The organism is Sulfidibacter corallicola (assembly GCF_017498545.1).
Classification (GTDB): Bacteria; Acidobacteriota; Holophagae; order Acanthopleuribacterales; family Acanthopleuribacteraceae; genus Sulfidibacter; species Sulfidibacter corallicola.
The window spans coordinates 5448015-5468020 of sequence record NZ_CP071793.1 but is presented as its reverse complement, the minus strand read 5'-3'; the positions used below and the strand labels follow the sequence as shown (position 1 = coordinate 5468020).

General features: G+C 60.2%; 15 protein-coding genes. 11 read left to right on the top strand and 4 right to left on the bottom strand.

Going from position 1 to position 20006, the window contains the following annotated elements:
* Positions 1-54 precede the first annotated feature (54 nt).
* The 3 genes from J3U87_RS16500 to ahcY all read left to right on the top strand — a co-directional run bounded on the left by J3U87_RS16500 (position 55) and on the right by ahcY (position 4169).
* Positions 55-1389, top strand: coding sequence for a 4Fe-4S binding protein (locus J3U87_RS16500; protein ID WP_237384155.1), 1335 nt, complete (start codon positions 55-57; stop codon positions 1387-1389).
* Positions 1390-1659: 270 nt separating this feature from the next.
* Positions 1660-2778 (top strand): methionine adenosyltransferase, encoded by a 1119-nt coding sequence (metK, locus tag J3U87_RS16495; protein WP_237384154.1) that lies wholly within the window; start codon positions 1660-1662, stop codon positions 2776-2778.
* Between the two features lie 83 nt (positions 2779-2861).
* A complete protein-coding gene (ahcY, locus tag J3U87_RS16490; protein WP_237384153.1) occupies positions 2862-4169 on the top strand; it encodes an adenosylhomocysteinase in 1308 nt (435 codons plus the stop codon).
* A gap of 93 nt (positions 4170-4262) precedes the next feature.
* Here the strand turns inward: ahcY and J3U87_RS16485 are convergent, their stop codons facing one another.
* Positions 4263-4700 carry a hypothetical protein gene (locus J3U87_RS16485; protein ID WP_237384152.1) on the bottom strand — a complete coding sequence of 146 codons (438 nt, stop codon included), beginning with the start codon at positions 4698-4700 and terminating at the stop codon, positions 4263-4265.
* 466 nt (positions 4701-5166) lie between these two features.
* Between J3U87_RS16485 and lpxB the strand changes: the two genes are divergently transcribed.
* The 6 genes from lpxB to coaBC all read left to right on the top strand — a co-directional run bounded on the left by lpxB (position 5167) and on the right by coaBC (position 11521).
* Entirely contained in the window at positions 5167-6393 is a 1227-nt protein-coding gene (gene lpxB, locus J3U87_RS16480; RefSeq protein WP_237384151.1) for a lipid-A-disaccharide synthase, read from the top strand.
* Positions 6390-8252: an ABC transporter ATP-binding protein gene (locus tag J3U87_RS16475; RefSeq protein ID WP_237384150.1), complete on the top strand. Its 1863-nt coding sequence runs from the start codon at positions 6390-6392 to the stop codon at positions 8250-8252. Before lpxB ends, J3U87_RS16475 begins: the two co-directional genes overlap by 4 nt.
* Positions 8242-9129 (top strand): YicC/YloC family endoribonuclease, encoded by an 888-nt coding sequence (locus tag J3U87_RS16470; protein WP_237384149.1) that lies wholly within the window; start codon positions 8242-8244, stop codon positions 9127-9129. The genes J3U87_RS16475 and J3U87_RS16470 overlap by 11 nt, the downstream gene beginning before the upstream one ends.
* An 82-nt stretch (positions 9130-9211) precedes the next feature.
* Positions 9212-9838, top strand: coding sequence for a guanylate kinase (gmk, locus tag J3U87_RS16465; protein WP_237384148.1), 627 nt, complete (start codon positions 9212-9214; stop codon positions 9836-9838).
* Between the two features lie 170 nt (positions 9839-10008).
* The gene (gene rpoZ, locus J3U87_RS16460) at positions 10009-10233 is read left to right on the top strand and encodes a DNA-directed RNA polymerase subunit omega (protein WP_237384147.1); all 225 of its coding nucleotides are present in this window, start codon (positions 10009-10011) and stop codon (positions 10231-10233) included.
* Between the two features lie 70 nt (positions 10234-10303).
* Entirely contained in the window at positions 10304-11521 is a 1218-nt protein-coding gene (gene coaBC / locus J3U87_RS16455) for a bifunctional phosphopantothenoylcysteine decarboxylase/phosphopantothenate--cysteine ligase CoaBC (RefSeq protein WP_237384146.1), read from the top strand.
* A gap of 307 nt (positions 11522-11828) precedes the next feature.
* Here coaBC and J3U87_RS16450 read toward each other — a convergent pair whose 3' ends face one another.
* Together J3U87_RS16450 and J3U87_RS16445 are read right to left on the bottom strand one after the other, a co-directional pair.
* Positions 11829-13139, bottom strand: a complete 1311-nt coding sequence (locus tag J3U87_RS16450) for a RagB/SusD family nutrient uptake outer membrane protein (RefSeq protein ID WP_237384145.1) — start codon at positions 13137-13139, stop codon at positions 11829-11831.
* Positions 13140-13152: 13 nt separating this feature from the next.
* Complete coding sequence (locus tag J3U87_RS16445) at positions 13153-16116, bottom strand: SusC/RagA family TonB-linked outer membrane protein (protein ID WP_237384144.1); 2964 nt, start codon at positions 16114-16116, stop codon at positions 13153-13155.
* 616 nt (positions 16117-16732) lie between these two features.
* Between J3U87_RS16445 and J3U87_RS16440 the strand changes: the two genes are divergently transcribed.
* Positions 16733-17434: a hypothetical protein gene (locus J3U87_RS16440; protein WP_237384143.1), complete on the top strand. Its 702-nt coding sequence runs from the start codon at positions 16733-16735 to the stop codon at positions 17432-17434.
* A gap of 176 nt (positions 17435-17610) precedes the next feature.
* On the opposite strand, the gene J3U87_RS16435 is transcribed toward J3U87_RS16440, so the two are convergent.
* On the bottom strand, positions 17611-18615 hold the full coding sequence (locus J3U87_RS16435) for an NAD-dependent epimerase/dehydratase family protein (protein ID WP_237384142.1): 1005 nt from the start codon (positions 18613-18615) through the stop codon (positions 17611-17613).
* Between the two features lie 383 nt (positions 18616-18998).
* On the opposite strand from J3U87_RS16435, the gene J3U87_RS16430 reads away from it, so the two are divergent.
* Entirely contained in the window at positions 18999-19748 is a 750-nt protein-coding gene (locus J3U87_RS16430) for an SIR2 family NAD-dependent protein deacylase (protein ID WP_237384141.1), read from the top strand.
* Positions 19749-20006: the final 258 nt, after the last annotated feature.

The window sequence follows — 20006 nt, the reverse complement described above, 5'->3', positions numbered from 1 at the left end:
GAGACGGGCCCCATCCCCAAGAGAAACACACCAAGCGTCGCCAAGGAGACGAGCATGCGCCGATACGATACCAGCCTGCAGTTGATACCCGAATCCAACCCCCACATGTGGGACGGGGTTCAAAAGGCGGGCATGATCGCGTTTTCCATCGGATTGCTGGGCCTGGTCGTATCGACCCTTGGCGGCGGCCCGGTTTACGCCGGCATCGGGCTCGGCCTCACCATCCTCGGCGCCCTGGTCTACATCGTCCAAACCCGCAAGGACGGGCCTCCCGGCATCAAGAACCACTACATCATGTTCAGCAGCGCCCTGTCGCGCGGGTACCTGGGCTGGATGGCCGCCATTTTCATGACCGGCTTCTACATCATCCTCTATTTTCATCCACAGCATCTCAAATCCCTGGTGGTGCTGGTCAACCCGCTGCAAGTGTGGCTGTCGGGTTCCTCGGCCTGGAACGACAAGGGCGAAATGAGCCAGTGGTTCCTCTACGGCTTTCTGTACACGGTCACGATCCTGGTGATGGGCGTGCGTGCCCTGATCAAATACCGCCACAGTCGCTACCAGATCCTGCGCACCCTTTCAGTGATGTTCTTCCAGCTCGCGTTCGCCTTCACCATTCCCAACGTGCTGGCGAAACTGAACGACGGGCTCTATTTCGAATGGGCCAACATCTGGCCGCTGCGCTATTACGAGCTGTTCCCCTACTCGGTGGAAGATCTGCTGCGTAACGGGGCACTGGGCAAGTTCATGTTGTTTTGGTCGATCGCGTCGATCCTCGTGATCACCCCGATCCTGACCTACTTCTTCGGCAAACGCTGGTACTGTTCCTGGGTTTGCGGCTGCGGCGGCCTGGCCGAAACCCTGGGCGACGGGTTCCGCCAGAATTCGGACAAGTCGCTGCGTGCCTGGCGCGTCGAACGGTGGCTGATCCACTCGGTGCTGGTGCTGATCGTGCTCACCACCGGGCTGATGTGGCTCAACCACATCTATGGCGGCTCCGTGCTCGGATCGCTCTCCGGCAAGTTCTCGATCGCCTACGGCTTTTTCATCCACTCGATCTTCGCCGGCGTCATCGGCACGGGTTTCTATCCGATCATGGGCAGCCGCGTCTGGTGCCGGTTCGGGTGCCCCATGGCGGCCGTCCTGGGCCTTCTGCAGCGCTACTTCTCGCGTTTCCGCATCACCACCAACGGCGGCCAGTGCATTTCCTGCGGCAACTGCTCCACCTATTGCGAAATGGGCATCGACGTACGCTGGTACGCACAACGCGGCGAGAACATCGTGCGCGCCTCCTGCGTGGGGTGCGGCATGTGCTCGGCGGTCTGTCCGCGCGGTGTGTTGAACTTGGAAAACGGCCCGGTACGCAACCGCACCGGCATCCCGGTTTGAGGGCCCTGAAGGACAAAAATCACGCGCCGATTTTTTTGCGCAGCCACCAAAGCGAACAGATGACAACCGCTTATATTTGGTTGAGTTATCCAAAACCGATCGAGCCCAAAAACCAGCCTGCCCATGGAATTGCCCGAAAAAAAGAGCCTGCATTTTTGGCGGTGTTGGCGGTATGATTATAGGTTCCGGTTTATCCTACCCTCTTCCGGATAAAGGCTCCGCCGGTCTCTAGACCCCCCTAATTTACTCAGACAAGTAGGAGAGCCCAGAATGACTCACATTTTTTCTTCCGAATCCGTCACCGAGGGGCATCCCGACAAGATTTCCGACCAGATCAGCGACGCTGTTCTGGACACGGCCCTTGCCGGCGATCCCATGAGTCGGGTGGCTTGTGAAACGTTTGTCACCACCGGTCTCATCCTGGTCGGTGGTGAAATCACGACCAGCTCCCAGCTCGACATTCCGAGAATCGCTCGGGACGTGGTTCGCGAAGTCGGATACACCAGCTCCGCCATGGGTTTCGATGCCGAAACCTGCTCCGTAATGGTGACTCTCGACAAGCAATCGCCCGATATCGCCATGGGCGTCGACAAGCTCGGCGCCGGCGACCAAGGTCTCATGTTCGGCTACGCGTGCAAAGAAACTTCCGACCTCATGCCGTTCCCCATCGACCTCGCCCACAAGCTGTCGCGCCGCCTTACCGAAGTGCGCAAACAAGGCCCTTTGACCTATCTCCGCCCCGACGGCAAGACCCAGGTGTCCGTGCGCTACGAAGACACCAATCCGGTCGCGGTCGACGCCGTGGTCGTTTCCAGCCAGCACGACGAAACGATCGAGCTGCACCAACTGCGCGACGACATCATGGAGCATGTGGTGAAGCCCATCATTCCCAATGGCATGCTGCACAACGATACCCAGTTCCACATCAACCCCACCGGACGCTTCGTGATCGGCGGCCCCGTCGGCGACGCCGGCTTGACCGGTCGCAAGATCATCGTCGACACCTACGGCGGCTACGCGCGTCACGGCGGCGGCGCCTTCTCGGGCAAAGACTGCACCAAGGTCGACCGTTCCGCGGCCTACGCGGCCCGACACGCGGCAAAGAACCTCGTCGCCGCGGGATTCGCCGAGCGTTGCGAACTCCAGGTGGCCTACGCCATCGGCGTCGTGGATCCGGTTTCCATTCGCGTCGAGACCTTCGGCACGGGAACCCGTCCGGAAAAGGAACTGGTCGAGCTGGTTCGCAAGCACTTCGACCTGACGCCCCAGGGCATCATCGATCGTTTCGGTTTGAGACGACCGATCTTTCGCGCATCTTCAACCTACGGCCATTTCGGTCGCCCGGAATTTCCCTGGGAACAGTTGGACATGGTCGATAAAATCTCCTAAACGGGATCATCACGTAACCGGGTCGATCTCAGGCGGGGTCGACCGCGACAATTTACCGGTAAGTATTTAAGGGAGCAGCAGGAATGAGTACTTCCACCCAGGACTACAAAGTCAAGGATATCTCTCTGGCCGAATTCGGCCGCAAAGAAATCGAAATCGCCGAAAAGGAAATGCCCGGCCTGATGGCACTGCGCAAAAAGTACGGTGCCAGCAAGCCTTTGACCGGCGCCCGCATCGCCGGTTGCCTCCACATGACGGTTCAGACCGCCGTGCTCATGGAAACGCTGGTTGAATTGGGTGCTTCGATTCGCTGGTCTTCTTGCAACATTTTCTCGACGCAAGACCACGCGGCAGCGGCCATGGCCGCCGCCGGCATCCCGGTATTCGCCTGGAAGGGCGAAACCGAAGAAGAGTACGACTGGTGTATCGAACAGACGCTGGTCTGGCCCGACGGGCAACCGCTGAACATGATCCTGGACGACGGCGGCGACCTGACCCTCCTGGTCCACCAAAAACACCCCGAGCTGCTGAAAAACATCAAGGGCATCACCGAAGAGACCACCACCGGCGTGCACCGCCTCTATCAAATGCACGAACGCGGTGAACTGAAGGTTCCGGCCATCAACGTCAACGACTCGGTGACCAAATCCAAGTTCGACAACCTCTACGGCTGCCGCGAGTCGTTGGCCGACGGCATCAAGCGCGCCACCGACGTGATGGTCGCCGGCAAGACCGTCGTGGTCGCCGGCTACGGCGACGTGGGCAAGGGCTGCGCCCAGGCCATGCGCAACTTCGGCGCACGCGTTCTGGTCACCGAAATCGATCCGATCTGCGCCCTCCAGGCCTGCATGGAAGGCTACCAGGTCGTCACGATGGAAGAGGTCGCCGGCACGGCCGACATCTTCGTCACCACCACCGGCTGCAACGACGTCATCGTCGGCAAGCACCTGGATGCGATGAAGGATCACGCCATCGTCTGCAACATCGGCCACTTCGACACCGAGATCGACATCGCGTACCTGGAAGGCCGCGAAGACATCGTGGAAGTCAACATCAAGCCCCAGGTGGACAAGTTCGTCTATCCCGACGGCAAGGCCATCATCGTGCTGGCGCGCGGTCGCCTGGTCAACCTGGGTTGCGCCACCGGCCACCCCTCCTTCGTGATGAGCAACAGCTTCTCCAACCAGGTGCTGGCCCAGATCGCTATGTGGACCGAGCCCGACAAGTACGCTCTGGGCGTGCACGTCCTGCCCAAGAAGCTGGACGAAGAGGTGGCGATGCTCCACCTCGGCCAGTTGGGTGCCAAGCTCACCAAGCTCACCCAGTCGCAGGCCGACTACCTGGGCATCCCCTCGGATGGCCCCTACAAGCCGGAGCACTACCGCTACTGAGCGCAGCGCGTCCAGGATCACCGCTTCGGAAATGCCGGCCCTCGGGCCGGCATTTTTTATGGCCGCGCGGAGGGTGCGCGACCGGCTCGAAAATCAGATATCCAATGCCAGACGCCAACGGGCACCGACGGCCTCGGCCTGTTCGAGCACCTCCAGGTATTCGTTCAACTCGTCGGTTACCTGCTGCTGGTTGTTCAGCTCGTCCTCGTGCTCCTCGAGATGACCCACGAGCGTTTGAAGCCAGTTGATGCCTTCTTCCGCCTCGAACCAGGTCCCCTTCTTTTCTTCGCCTTCGTCGCTCTGGTCTTCCCCGAACTCTTCATCGTCGTCGTCGTCATCGAGGTCGTTCATCTCGGCGACGTCTTCCAGATAGTCTTCCACTTCCTCACTCAACCAATCGTCGAGGGTATTCACGCCCAGGGAGTTGGCGATGTCGTTGAGGGCTTCCGCCTCGCGAGCCAGATATTTTCCATTCACGAACGGGTCGAAACCGGGATCGTTCTGATCCAGTTCAATGAAGTAAGCACTCATGGTGTCGTTCCTTCACACTCTCATTGCCAGACTTGGATCTTGATATCGTATGTGGCCGGGACCGGTGGAATCGTTCACACGCGTGCGCGACAGGGTCCGTGGTCGACCCTTCCGATGCCGCAAAAGAACCACCCGAAAATACCCGGACATTTCCCTGCCATTCTCCCCGCCAACCGAGGATTTTGCAATTCTGAATTCCCATCCAGCGCGATTTTGGCCGATGGACATCCACGCACGGCGCATCTACCGCCACGGAACCCCGCGGGGTACCCCTCATTTCCGCCAGGCAAGCGGGTCCCCGAGCTTTCAGGAACCGAGTACCAGAACCGAATACGGCATTCCATCGGCCATCGAGATCGCCTCGGATCCGCTTGCATGTGCGCTCGGGATGTTCCATGATAAGCAGGCTTTTTCGGAGGCGGCCTCGCCCGAAGCCATGCCGCGAGCCATCACAAGGATGCTTCACGTGAACGCAACCACTTCTCAACCCAGTCACATGGCCGGGAAACCGGAAAGCTCGAAAGAAGCCCAGACACAACCCGCCAAACCCAAAAAACTGTTTCTGGTGACCACCGAAACCAGTGGCGATCTGCTCGGCGGGCGCCTCTTGCGCGAACTGAAAACGATGGTACCGGCCCTGGACGTACGCGGCGTGGGCGGCGATCTCCTGCAGGCCGAGGGCATGCACCAAACCTACGGCGTCCGCGATTTCAACGTGATGGGCTTGGTCGAAGTCCTTTCCCAACTGCGCCGCCTCAAGGGCATGTTCAATCACCTGGTGGCCGAACTGCGCGAATGGCGCCCGGACGTCATCGTCCTGGTCGACGCACCCGACTTCAACCTGCGTTTCGCCAAGGCCGTCGCCGGGCTCGGCATCCCCATCATCTACTATGTATCGCCCCAGGTTTGGGCTTGGCGGAAGGGACGCGCCAAGAAGATCGCACGACTCGTGGACCACATGCTCGTCCTGTTCGAGTTCGAAAAGGCGATTTACGCGGAGTTGGATCTGCCGACCACCTGGGTCGGCCATCCGCTGGTGGACGAACTGAAAACCGGCGGAAGTCGCGAAGAGTTCTTCGCGTCCCAGGGTCTCGACCCGCAACGCCCGCTCGTGGCCCTGGCACCCGGTTCCCGTACCCGCGAGGTGACCTCCCTGTTGCCGGTCATGGCCCGTGCGGCGGCCCAACGCCTCGACCGCTATCAGTTCGCGATTCCCATCGCACCCGCGCTGGACCGGACGCTGGTCGCAGATCTGCTCGGCCAGGTCGAAACCGAGCTGGACCGCCCGCTGACTTCCTCGATCCGCCTGTTGCCGGGATTGATGCGACCCCTGATGCGTCACGCCGACGCCGCGATCGTCGCTTCGGGCACCGCCACCCTGGAGACCGGCCTGCTGCACACGCCCATGATCGTCGGCTACCGGCTCAAACAGCTCTCCTACGCCCTCGCCAGCCGCCTTGTCAAAGTGGAGCACGTGGCGCTCGTCAACATCGTGCTGGGCAAGCGGGTGGTCCCGGAGCTGATTCAGGACGACTTTTGTCCCGAGGCGATCCTGACCCACCTGGATGCGTTGATCGAACCGGGTGAGACGCGAGATCGGGTCCTCGCCGAATTTGATAGACTGGAACACATACTTGGCGGCGGCGGAGCGGCCAGGCGCGCCGCCACAGTCGTGAAGGATTACCTAGCGTGAAGGATTTGATTCGGCTGTTGAAGCCGTACAGAGCCGCGTTCGGGATGGCGCTGGTCGCCCTGATCCTGGCGGCCGTCTTCAATTCGGCCCTGACCGGGTTGATCACCTCCCTGATGGACAACGTCCTGACCGACTCGGCGACCCAGGTTCAGAGCCAGGCCGATCGGCTGTTCGGCTACAAGGAGAAACTGCAGGGTCTGCAAAACTGGCTGAACGAATTCGGCGTGCCGCTGGAAGCGATTCGCGAAGCCAGAACGGATGCGCTGATCAACCCGATCCCCTGGGCCGTGATGGCGATCGTGGTGTTCTGCTGCCAGGCACTGTTCAACTACATCGGCACCTACACCATGGGCAAGGTGGGGGTCACCGTGGTGGTCGACCTGCGCCAAGCCATGATCGACAAGGTCATGACCATGTCGATGCGGTTCTTCAAGGAGTACAGCACCGGCGACATCCTGACCCGCATCAACACCGACGTCCTGCGTATCCAGCAGGCGATTTCGGTCAAGTTCGGCGAAATGATCAAGGAGGCCGCCAACGTGGTGGTCTTCCTCTTCCTGGCGTTCTTCATCAACTGGAAGCTGTCGCTGACCCTGTTCGTGTTGGTGCCGATGGTCGGCCTGCCGGTCGCCGTGTTCTCGCGCAAGATCCGCAAATACTCGCGCAAGTCCCAGAGCTTTTTGAGCGCCTTGACCTCGCACCTCAAGGAGGTGCTGGTGGGCATGCAAATCGTGAAGGGCTACCAGAAGGAGTCCTTCGAGTCGACCAAATTGGCGCAAACGAACAGCCTGTTCTTCAAATACGCCCTGCGCGAACTGCGCATCACGGCGGTGACCACCCCGGTCATGGGCCTGATCGGCATGGTCGTGGTCGTCTCTTTCGTCTGCTACGGCAGCCTGGTGGTACAGAACGGAACCATGAGCCAGGGCGACTTCCTGTTCTACATCCTGGTCATCTATCAGCTCTACCAACCCATCAAGCGCATGGCTCGCGCCAACAGCGACATCCAACAGGCGGTCGGCGTCCTGCCCCGCATCGCCGAAGTCATGGAGTGGGACAACGAGATCCGCGAGCCGGAACATCCCCAGTCCATGCCCGGCCATCCCCAGGTCGAAAACCTCGCGTTCCGCAAGGTGCGGTTCCGCTATGGCGACCAGCCGGACGAGCCCTGGGTCTTGGACGGCATCGACCTCGAGGTCGGGCACGGCGAAGTGGTGGCGCTGGTGGGTGCCTCGGGCAGCGGCAAGTCCACCCTGGTCAAGCTTCTGCCGCGTTTCTACGACATCAGCGACGGCGCCCTCGAAATCAACGGCCTCGACATCCGCCGAATGCCGAAGGCAGAGTTGCGCGGCCTGTTCGGTCTGGTCAGCCAGGATACGGTCCTTTTCGACGACACCGTTCACAACAACATCGCCTACGGCCTGAAGGACGCCTCCCGGGAAGACGTCATCGACGCCGCCAAAAAAGCCAACGCCCACGAGTTCATCGGTCAACTCGCCGATGGGTACGACACCACGATCGGTGAGTCGGGCAACCAGCTTTCCGGCGGCCAACGCCAGCGGTTATCCATCGCACGTGCTATCCTGAAAGACGCACCCGTGCTGATTCTCGACGAGGCCACTTCCGCACTCGACACCCAAGCCGAACGCGAAGTGCAACAGGCACTGGACACGCTGATGAAATCCAAGACGACCCTGGTCATCGCCCACCGGTTGTCCACCATCCGAAAGGCCGACACCATTCTGGTGCTGGACAAAGGCAGGATCGTGGAACGCGGCGATCACGAGGCCCTGATGAAAAACCACGGCGTGTACCGCCGGCTGATTCAATTACAGGAGGAGGGCATCCATGCTCTTTAGCATGACCGGATTTGGCGAGGCCGCACTCGAAAACGATCGCATCCGCGCCGGGTTCCGCATCAAGTCTCTAAATAACAAAGGGCTGGATCTCAACCTGAAGTTGCCCTTCGACTTCATGTACCTGGAAGGGGAGCTGCGGGCCATTCTCAAGAAGCGCTTGTTCCGCGGCCGCGTCGACGTATTCTGCGAATTGGAAATTCGCGACCCCGATGCACTGCCCCCCACCCCGCTCAATCGCTCGCGCCTGAACCAGTTGCTTCAGTTGGTGGCGCAGATGCAGTCCGAATTCTCGATCGAGGGAACCCTGGACATCAACACCCTGGCCCGCATGCAGGACCTGACCGTGACCCAGCGAACCGGGTTCCGACTGCCGCCCGACCTGGAAGACGTCATTCGCAACACGCTGAACGAAGCGGTCGAAAAGCTGGAACGGAGCCGCAAGCGCGAAGGCGAGAATTTGGTGGGGTTCTTCAGAGATTCGCTGAAGCACATCAGAAACGAAGTGACCGAATTGGAGCGAATCACCGAAACGCGATCCGAAGAGCTGCGGGAACAGATCCTGAAACGACTGAACAACCTGCTGGAAGACACCAGCCTGGACGACGTGCGTCTGGGCCAGGAAGTGGTCTACTACGCCGACCGGTTGGACATCACCGAGGAGATCACCCGGCTCTACGCCCATTTGGACACCACCCACCGCCTGATCGAAGCCGACAAGCGACCCTTGGGCAAGGAGCTCGAATTCCTGCTCCAGGAACAGATGCGCGAGGTGACCACGATCGGCAACAAAGCCAAACACAAGGAAATCGCCGATCGCGTGGTACGCCTGAAAACCGCCTACGAGAAAGTGCGCGAGCAGGTCCTGAACATCGAGTGAGCACATATCGCCGGTCCCTCGCGGTCCGGCATGGAGACGCGAGTCCGAGGGAAAGGCTCGCGGGATGAGGAGAGAGGTCACGTTGGAAGCATACAAGTACTCGGGCAACATCGTCATCGTCATCGGCCCCTCGGGTGCCGGGAAATCCACCCTGCTGAAGCGATTGATCGCCGAAGACGACCGGCTGGTGTTCAGTGTCAGCCACACCACCCGACCGCCGCGCGCCGGTGAGGTCGACGGCAAACACTACTTTTTTACCGATCGCGACCATTTCCAACGCATGATCGACGAGGAAGCCTTTCTCGAATGGGCCGAGGTCCACGCCAACTGCTACGGCACGTCGAAGGCGCACATCGAGGAGCAGTTGTCCCAGGGCCTGGACGTCCTGCTCGACATCGACGTCCAGGGTGCGCTCCAAATCAAACGCCAACTGCCCTCCGCGATCGCCATCTTCATCGCACCGCCCAGCTACGACGAGCTGCAACGGCGCCTCGAGAACCGCGGCGAAGACAGTCCCGAGGTGATTCAGCGGCGCCTGAACAACGCCCGCTCGGAAATGACGCAAATGGAACGGTTCGACTACCTCATCGTCAACGACAACCTGGAACGCTGTTACACCGAGCTGCGGTCACTGGTTGCGGCCGACCGGTTCCGCGTATACCGACGCCAGGAGACCGCACGCCTGCTCCTTGAAAAGTTCAAGTCCTGACGCTAGAATGAGGGGTTGACTCAAAAATGAGGGGTTGACTCAAAATCCCGCCGAGCCGGCGCGGACGCTGACGCCCACCACTTTTCGTGGTTTTTGTTTTGGGCAGGTTCAAACAGGTTCCGAACAACAGGCGCGCCCTCGGCAAATGACTTCCGGTTGGAGTATCGTCCATGCACAAGATTCCCGAAGAAATTGGTTCCAAGTACCGTTTGATCGTTCTGGCCGGCCAGCGCGTGGCTCAATTGCAGCGCGGCGCCAAGCCGAGAATCAAAAACCCCGACACCCTGAAGTACACGACCATTGCCACTCGGGAAGCTTCCGAAGGCCTGCTGACCTTCCACCCCAAAGAACAACAGAAACCCGGCGAAGCCAAAAGCGCCGCTGCCAGCGCCTGATGCCATGGCTATCGGGCCCTGATCGCGCCGAATCGACTTCGGCCGACGACGCCCAGAGAGGCGATCTTTGTTGACGGGCCATACAGAAGAAGGTGGACACGAAGGGCTCTCCATCGCGTTGGGCGTAACCGGCGGTATCGCGGCCTACAAGACGGTGGAGCTGGTACGCCTGCTCACGCAGCGCGGCATCACGGTCTATCCGATCATGACCGAATGGGCGGCGCGTTTCGTGGGTCCCTTGACCTTCGAAACGCTGACGGGCCAGCCGGTTCGCATCGCCACCCCGAGCGCGGTCGAGACCGGCAACATCGAGCACATTTCCCTGATTCGCTCGGTCGACTTACTGCTGATCGCCCCATTGACGGCCAACACCATGGCCAAAATGGCCCACGGTCAGGCCGACAACTTTCTCACCACCACCTACCTGGCCCATCGCGGCAAGACCGTGGGTTGCCCGGCGATGAACACCGGTATGCTGGAACACCCGGCCACCCGGCGCAACATGAACCAGCTCCGTCAGGACGGCGTGCACCTGGTTCTGGGCGATTCGGGCGATCTCGCCTGCGGCGAGGTCGGCGCAGGCCGCATGGCCGAGCCTTCCGTGATTCTGGATCACCTGGATTGGGTCCTGTCGCCGCGCCTCCCCCGATTCGAAGGGAAACGCGTGCTCGTCACCGCCGGGCCCACTCGCGAAGATCTCGATCCCGTCCGCTTCCTGACCAATCGCAGCAGCGGCAAGATGGGCATCGCCATCGCGCGTGCCTTCCGCGATGCCGGCGCCCAGGTCACCCTGATTCACGGACCCATTCAAGTACCCCTTCCGGCCATGGTCGAAGGGTTCGGAGTCCGCTCGGCGGCCGAAATGGCGAATGCGGTTCTCAGCCGACAAATGGAACAGGACGTCATCGTCATGGCCGCGGCGGTCGCCGATTATCGGCCCCGGCCATCCGTGCACAAGCTCAAGAAGGAATCGTTCGACGGACGTCTGCACCTGGAGCGCACCACCGATATCCTGGCCACCCTGGGCAGCCGCAAGCCGGATCACCAGATCCTGGTCGGGTTCGCGGCCGAAACCGGCTCGGTGCTGGAACACGCCGCCCGCAAAATCGCGCGCAAGAACCTGGACTTCATCTTCGCCAACGACGTGAGCGCCGAGGGCCTGGGCTTCGCGGGCGATCGCAACCGCCTGATCGCCTTGAATCGCGGCGGCGTCCAACACGACCTGGGCACGCGCGACAAGGAGCGCCTGGGCCACGACCTGGTTCGCTACCTGGCCTCCCAGCTCTGATTTCCGGTCTCGAGCCGGATCGCGCTTCCACTTCAGGATAGGAACCAATGGCCTCGGAGTTCCCGCATTTGCGGAAGAGGCGTCGTCGCAGAAGGTTGGCCAGGGCCGGTATGCCACGGGCGGTATGCCACGGCCGGCAAGCCGGCCCGCCGAACAGTTTCAAACCCTTGCGTCTCGTCGTTTCGGGAGGTGGCAGAGCGAAGCACATCCGATAAGGATGGGGCGCAAACACAAAAAAGCCGGCTGGTTCAGCCGGCTTTTTTTGGGCCGCCGTCAGACGACGACCCGGGGATTCAAACGCGTACCGTCACTCGGAAGAGGGAATCGGCATTCTCTCGATGACCGTGTCACCGGCGCGGTCCAGCGGAAGCTGGCCCAAACGACCGTAACGACGCATGTCGATCCAGCGATGGCCCTCGGCATACAGGCTGTAACGACGCTCGAACAGCAGTTGGTCGATGGCGTTGGCGTCGGTCAGGGCGACCGAATCCAGGCCGTGGCTTTGGCGAATGAAGTCGATATCGCCCTGAGCGGCACCGAGGTTGCCCAGGTTGATGTTGGCTTCGGCCCGCAGCAAAAGCAGCTCTTCGTTGCGGATGATCGGGAAGTCGGCCACGTTGCTGGCCGCGATCGTGATCCCCAAATCGCTACTCAAGCCGTCCAACGAAATGATGTTGGGCCGCTTGAAGATTTTGCTTTGGAAACGGGCGTCGTTGGGGTCCGCGTCGGTTTCCACACTGGGATGGCCCAGCCAGCGAATGGTACCGGCCGCCTGGTTCTCGAAGATGGGGTTCAACAGATCACCGGGTGCCTGGCTGTAGGAGTGGAAGACCCCGCTGCTGAGGGATCGCTCGGTGCTCACGAAGGAGCCGTCCAGAGCGTCCAGGCAGGCCTGCCAGTTGCCACGATAGGCCTCCAAGCGGGCCTTCAAGGCCCGGTTGACCTGCATGAAGGCCGGGGGCGTATCGTATTCGGCCCAACCGGAAGACAGCGTAAAGCCAAAGCTGTCACCGGCGGACTGCAGGCTGCCGAGCGCCTGATCCAACTGACTGGCGATGAACGAGAAGCCCTCTTCCTTGGAAACCACCGGACCGGGCGTGTCCCCAGCCACGTCGATGATCAGTCCATTGGTGTCGGTGTAGTTGACGTTCAGAAGGAGCTGGTAGGCCAGGACGGTACGGGCGAAGCCCTCGGCACCGGCTCGTTCCGCCTCCGTAATATTGAAGGTCGGAAGCTTGTCGAACAGAACGTTACAGGTACGAATCACGCGGTAGCGCTCGCGCCAGGGGCGCGTGACCAGGAAACCGCCATTGTCGATGGGTCCCTGGATCAATTCTTGGGTGTAGCGGGGATCCGCCGTTTCCAGGTAATAGGCGTCGCGACCGAAGATACTCACGACCTGTAGGTAGATATCGAGCTCTTCCCGCATCCCCGATTCGATGCCGGTGATCATGCTCTTCACGTCGGCCGCATCGCCTTCGATGCTGGGATTGTTGGGATCGTCGAAATCCTGATCGCTACAGGAGAACAGGGTCAGCATGGCGATCAACAGGAGGAGGCCATGCCGAGAGAACGACGGGCCACGCCCGTCTCGGCTGTGTTTCAAGAACTGGTTCATGGATCAAACCTCCTCACATGCCCGCGGAAACGGTGAAGTAGAACGACTTGGACGACGGGAAGGGCGTGACCTCGATCGAACCGATGGAACGGTTGCCGAAGTTGCTGACCTCGGGGTCGTAACTCGAGTAGTCCGTACTGGTCCAGAGGTTACGCCCGGTCAAGGCCAAGCGAATGTTGGAGACCCGACCGTTGAACATGCTCTTGAGGCGCTGCCTGGGAAGCTCGTATTGCAGACGCAGCTCGCGAAGCTTGAAGTAACCCGCGTCTTCGATCAACTGGCTGGTGGTGGTGCCGAACGCAGCGGCCCGGGCAGCCCCCTCGGGGGTGTCGAGATCGTGGGTGGTGCCGGCACCGTCGGAGAGAAGGAAGGTCAGGTTGATGGCATCGCCGCCCTCTTTCCAGTCGAGCAGCCAGCTCAACGACCATTCCCGGTATTTGAAGTAGTTGTCCCAGGACAACTGGAAGTCCGGCGTTTCGTCGCCAAGCTTGATGAACTCGCCGTTTTCGATGCCTTTGATCTGGGTCGCCGATTCGCCCTCTTCGATGAAGAATTCACCCAATACCGGTGCGAAGCCGCCACCGGCAACCGTAAAGGCCGGCACGTCCAAGCGCGTGATGGTCGATTCGAAGGTGTAGTAGTTCAAGCGAGCGGTCCATTCCATCTCTTCGGTGTTGATGGGATTGATGGCCAGGGCCGCTTCGATCCCCTCGGTTTCCATGGCGCCGCCGTTGATGGCCTCGATCTGGAAGCCGGAAGAAGGCGGAAGCTCCTGGAGCATGATCAGGTCGTCGATGTCCTGGTTGAAGTAGGAGACCTCGAAGGTCGCCATGTTGTCCTTGATCCCGGCGTCGAAGCCGATTTCCAACTCGGTGGACGTTTCCGGTTCGATGTTGGGGTTGCCGCGCGTGGTGCCGACCAGCAAACCACCGCTACCATCGATGTTGACCGTTTCGAAAGAGGAATACTTTCTGCCGAATTCAGGCAGGTTACCGGTGCGGCCCCAGGCCACGCGAACCTTGAATTCGTTGAAGACGTCCTTGACGCCCTCCCAGAAGTCGTATTCGGAAAGACGAACGGAAACGGCACCTTTGGGGAAGGTGTAAAACTTGTCCTCGTCGCCGTTGTTGCTGCTGGAATCGCTGCGAATCCCCGCAACCACGTAGATCGCGTCGCCGAAGGTGATCTCTTCCTGAATGAAGAAACCGCGATCGCGCTGCTCGAGCTGCCGTTGTTCGACGAAGCTGATGTTGGCGGCCGTATCGAAGTTGGCCTGGTTGGGGAACAGCCCTTCACCGACGATCAGGCGCTCGTTGGATGAGGTTTCCTCGAATTGAAGACCGCCGGACGTCTTGAACAGGGTTCCGGAGCTGGCGATGAAGGTGTGGGTCAGGTTGAAGTAGAGGTTGCCGTTGTCGGCATCGGTGGTTTTCTGGACGGTGGTGCCGGGCAGCCCGTTGCTCTTGTCCTCTTCGAACTGAAGGTCCGGCGTGAACAGGGAATCGTTTTCCTGGGAGAAGAAGTCGTAACCCGCGAGGATGCTGAAATCCAAGGTCTGGGTCGCGGTGGACAGGATCTCCCAATCCAGTTTGAAGGAACCCACGGTGCGCTGCACCGTTTCGCGGTTCAGCATCTTGTCACGGGTTTCCAAGGGGTTGGAAGCCGCGAACGGGTTGTTGGGGTAGTTGCCGTCGGCATCGGGGCGCAGGTCCACGAAGTTGGGCGTGGAAGAAAGTGCGACACCGAAGGTGACGCCGCCGCGGTTCTCGTTATTGGTCAAGCCGCGATCGGAGGTGGACTTCACGAAGTTGGTGCTGGCACTGACGCGCAGGGTCGGCGAAAAACGATGGTCGAGGTTGACGCGGAAACCGTTCTTGCGATATCCGGTGCGTTCGATGATGCCTTCGTCGTCGAGTGACGAACCCGAAATGAAAAACGTGGTCTTGTCGCCACCACCGCTGGTGCTGAAGTTGTACTCCTGTATGGCCCCGTCGTTGCCGTACATTTCCTCTTCGTAATCGATCAACTCGTAGGTGCCGTCGGCACGGGCCACGGAATCGAAAAACTCGCCCTGGGCCTGGCCCAGCGAATACGCGGTGTCGCGCGTGTACACCCGCTGTCCCAGCTTGTTGGAAATCGAACGCTGACCGAACTTCGCGCTGAAGTTGTAGCGGGTTTCCCCGGCACGGCCGCGCTTGGTGGTGATCAGGATAACGCCGTTGGACGCTTTCGAACCGTAGATCGCCGCGGCACTGGGCCCCTTCAGGACCTCGATCGACTCGATGTCTTCGGGGTTCAGGTCGGCGATGCGGTTGGTGGGGTTGTCCTGGGGCGTGCTACTGCCTGCGGATGCCGCCTCGGAAACGAAGTTGGTTCCGGATTGGATCGCCATGTTGCTGACGATCACCCCGTCGACGACGTACAGTGGTTGGCTGGAACCGTTGATGGTGGAAACCCCGCGCAGTTTGACCGAGATACCGCCGCCGGGAGCGCCGGAGTTCTCGCGTACGGTCACCCCGGTGAACTTGCCGCTGAGGGCTCCGTCCACGGTTTGGACCGGCACCCGGGAGATTTCCTCTTGTGAAATCGTGGCTACCGAGTTGGCAAGGTTGGCCCGTTTGACCGAGGTCGCAAAACCGGTGACGACCATTTCCTCAGACAGGTTGAGCGCTTCCGCCTTGAGTTGGACGTCCAGGTTGGCCGCGGGGCCACTGATTTGCTGTTCGAAATTTTGATATCCCACGAAGGTTACGCGAATGGTTGCCTCGTTGGAACTGGGAACCGTCAACGCGAATTTTCCCTCTCCATCGCTGACGGTCGAGTAGGTCGTGCCCACCGCGACGATCGTCGCGCCGGGTAGGGGATCACCGGTAGCCCCATCCGTGACCGTGCCGGTCACGGATAGGTTTTGCGCCAGAAGCAGCGGCGATACCCACAGAAACACGACGGCCCATAGAGATATGACTCGCAGTCGCATTAATGTCTCCTTATGAAAGTGCTTAGCATGTTGGGCTTTGGATCCAATAGAGAAGCAGACCGAGGCCTGCGGAATCCGTCCTGAGCATGAATGCACGGATATAGGTGCAGAAAATGAACGCGGTACGGATCGAATCTGCCGGGACGGTCGTCGAACTGCACAAGGCAGCCCTTGAGGATCATCAAGTGAATGCATTCGACAGGAATAATGGATGTAGATCAGAAATTTGGACTGAATGTGAAAGGGGCTAAAAGAATGCTCTTACAATAGTGAATTTTATACAATTGTCAAGAGAAACCGTGGTCGGCCACCAGATCGAAACGCCACCCCAAGTGGCTCGGGCAAAAGCGGTTAGATTGACACACCCGTTCGGTCGGGCCATGGCGGACGACAATCGGGAGCCATCGCGGAAAGATTTGCGCAGGGCCGATACCGAGCGCCCCGGCAGGGTCCGGACCCCCCGAGCCGGAAGATCGCAAACCCCGAAAATCAAACGGGAAACGACGCTTCGATCGACCGCGTGGCTATGGATTAGGTGTTGACCTGCAAGGGTTTTGAAAATATAGTCGACCTGTCCCCCGCATAACGGACGCAATCATATCTCCGGAGGCCGTTCTTGAGATTTGTGCTTTTGGTATCCCTATTTTGCTGCTCTATGTTTGCGGCTGCCCAAAGCGCCTACTTCGATGAGAAAGTTGATGCGGCGGTTGCCGACCTCATCATTACCGTTGATGGGTCCGGCATGATGAAGATCAAAGATGCCAATGTCAAAAGCCTCGAGGGGCAGGACGTCATCTTCAACACCTTTTTGGGGCTGTTGGACGATGACGGCAATGAGCATCTGGTTGGCAGACTCATCACCAAGGATCCCGACAAGGTCAAATTCATGGTGAACGAGTTTTCCAAGGAAATGATCGATGAAAAAGTTGCGGAGTTGGTCAAGAAAGGAGCCCTGAAAAACGACAACGGCGGTGGCGCCAAGAACGTGGAGGTCGAGTTCGTGGTTCGCACCTCGATCGACCTGTACAAGAAGGTCGCCCGGGCATATGCCAATACCATGTCGTCGGGGGCGTTGCTCGCCCATGGGGAAACCGAAACCTTTATTGCCTATCGAAAAGGCGAACGGGAAAGCCGTCAGGAAAAGGCGCGTTCCTGCACCCAATGCGATTCCGTTCAAGCCGACAACTATTTCTTCGCCGAGCAACCTCAGGATGCGCTGACTTCAAGCGCGAAGATTGTCTATCGTATTCCCAACACCAATAAAACCGTTATCTATGGCGTATCCCTTTGCCTCGGCGAGGGTTGCCAGGATAAATAACCTACGCGTTCCGGAAAACGTGACGACGTTGCGGTCTCGCCGCAACGGGGTTTCGGACGCGGCTCTATGAGACTCAACCTGTTTCCATAGTTCGTTCAAGAGGGACAAAAAAACCCGGCGATACGCCGGGTTTTTCGCGTTTCAGGGCCCTCTCGTCGCGAACCCCACAGTCTCCGTCAGGACCCGTACCGGCGTTTCACCGCCGGCACCAGCAAATCGTCGAAGGCGCGTTCCAGCGGATAGTCCGGTTCCCAACCCCAATCGTTGCGGGCCGGGCTGTCGTCCACGTCGCGCGGCCAGCCGTCGACGATCGCCTGACGGTAGGCCGTCGGATCGAAACCGATATCGGCCCCGGGAAAAGCCCGCAGGACCTGATCGCGAATCTCGGCCGCGGTGACCGAAAAGGCGTTGACGTTGTAGACCTGCTGGGTCAGGCGATCGCGCGAGGCCCGCGACAGATCCAGCAGCGCCTTGACCGCGTCCTGCATCACCATGAACGGCAACCGCGTCTCCGGCTTCACGAAACAGTCGTAGCGCTGCCCGGAAGCGGCGGCGTGCAGCATCTCGGGCCCGAAATCGCTGGTGCCGCCCGAGGGAACCGTCTCGGCACTGATCACGCCCGGAAACCGCAGGCAGCGAAAGTCGAGGTTGACCATGCGCGCTTCTTCCATGGGCTTGTTGAGTACCCCGAAATAGCGGCCCAGTTGCTCGATGTAGAGCTTGTTGATGCCGTACATGGTCGCCGGAGCCAGGTGTTCGTGTTCGCGTACCGCCAGTTCGGGCCGTTCCGCCTGCTGCAGGCCGTAGACCGCGATGGAACTGGTGAACACGAAGACCACCGGCTTGTGGGTCCGATTGGCATCTTCCTGAGCCATCTTCATGATGTTGATCGATCCGTTCACGTTGACGTCGTGGGCGAGATACGGATCGCGTTCACCGCTACTCGAAAGCAGGCCGGCCAGGTGAAAAACTTTGTCGAAACAATGATTTGCGTGGATTTCCGCGATCAGGTCCGAATCGAGAATGTCGCCGGTGTAAAAACGCGAACACAACCGCGAAAGCGCGGCGCTCGGCTCGCGAAGATCGCAACCCACCACTTGATAGCGGCCCTCTTCGGCCAGGTATTGGATCAAACTATGACCTATTTCACCGTTGGCTCCGGTGATCAATACGTCAGCCATGATTCCCCCGTCTCAGACTGATTTGGCGCGGTTCCGTACCGCACCCCTTCCCGCGCCCCTGGGCGCTCATGCAACTGCCTCGTTTCGGCGGCGAGGCCACGTGACGTTCGAGGATCGAATTCACCGAGGGGCGGTCGTGCCGCCATGGATGTCGGCGCCCGACAGGACGCGCCGTGACCTCGTGCCGAACCTTCCGCGATGGGCCCTTCCCATCGTGCTTTGCGCTTCCTCATCTTACAGGGACTGAGGTGACCACGGAACCAAAATCTGGCCCGGATCGAGGCCTGGATCACGGGCTCGTTCATCGCGGATGTGGGATCGGGCAACTCGCGGTACAATATCCAAAAACGCGAACGGCATTCCATTCGAAAAAGAAGGCGGGCATGGTAGATACCCTCGAAATCCCGAACGGCCTGATCGACAAACTGCGCGCGGCAAACCACGTGGTGGTCCTGACCGGAGCGGGGATAAGCGCGGAAAGCGGGATTCCCACCTTTCGCGATGCCCAGACCGGGCTCTGGGCTCGCTACCGACCCGAGGACCTGGCGACACCCGAAGCGTTTCAGCGCGATCCGAAGCTGGTGTGGGAATGGTACGCCTGGCGCCGCGAGCTGGTCGCGCGGGCCGAACCCAACCCGGGCCACCGGGCGCTGGTCACCCTCGCCGAGCGGGTTCCCAAACTCACGCTGGTCACCCAGAACGTGGACGGGCTCCACCAGAGAGCGGGCAGCGAGAACATCCTGGAACTCCACGGCAACATCTTCCGGACCAAGCGTTTCGACGACAACCAAATCGTCGAGGAGTGGCCCGACGACGGCGAGGTCCCGCCGCGCTGTCCGGCAACCCACAGCCTGTTGCGGCCCGATGTGGTGTGGTTCGGCGAAATGCTGCCGCCGGGTGTGCTGGCACATGCCGCCATGGCCGCGGGCGAATGCGACATCTTTTTTTCGGTGGGCACCAGTTCGCTCGTCTTCCCGGCCGCCTCGCTGATCGGCGAAACCCTGCGCCGAGGCGGCCTGACGGTCGAGGTCAATCCGGGCGAGACCCCGCATTCCTCCGCCGTTTCGTTCGTGCTGCGCGGCCCCGCCGGCGAGGTGTTGCCGGCCCTGTTGGAAAAGACCTGGCCCACGTGAAGCGTCCATGACCGAGGATAAATCCGAAACGACATGCCGCCTCTCCCCAAAGGCCACGAGGGCACCGGGGTTGCCGAGGTTTCTGTGAGCAAGAGGTGAGGAATTTTCACGCGGCTGTGATTTAATATGAGGAAGGACAATCTCTCGAGGAATTCAATGCAGTATGGCCACACCTTCGTCCGAGCTCCCCAACGAGCCGATGACGGTCGAGCCTCTCCATTTGTTTTTCTCGTGTTACCCCGTGTTACACCCGTGTTA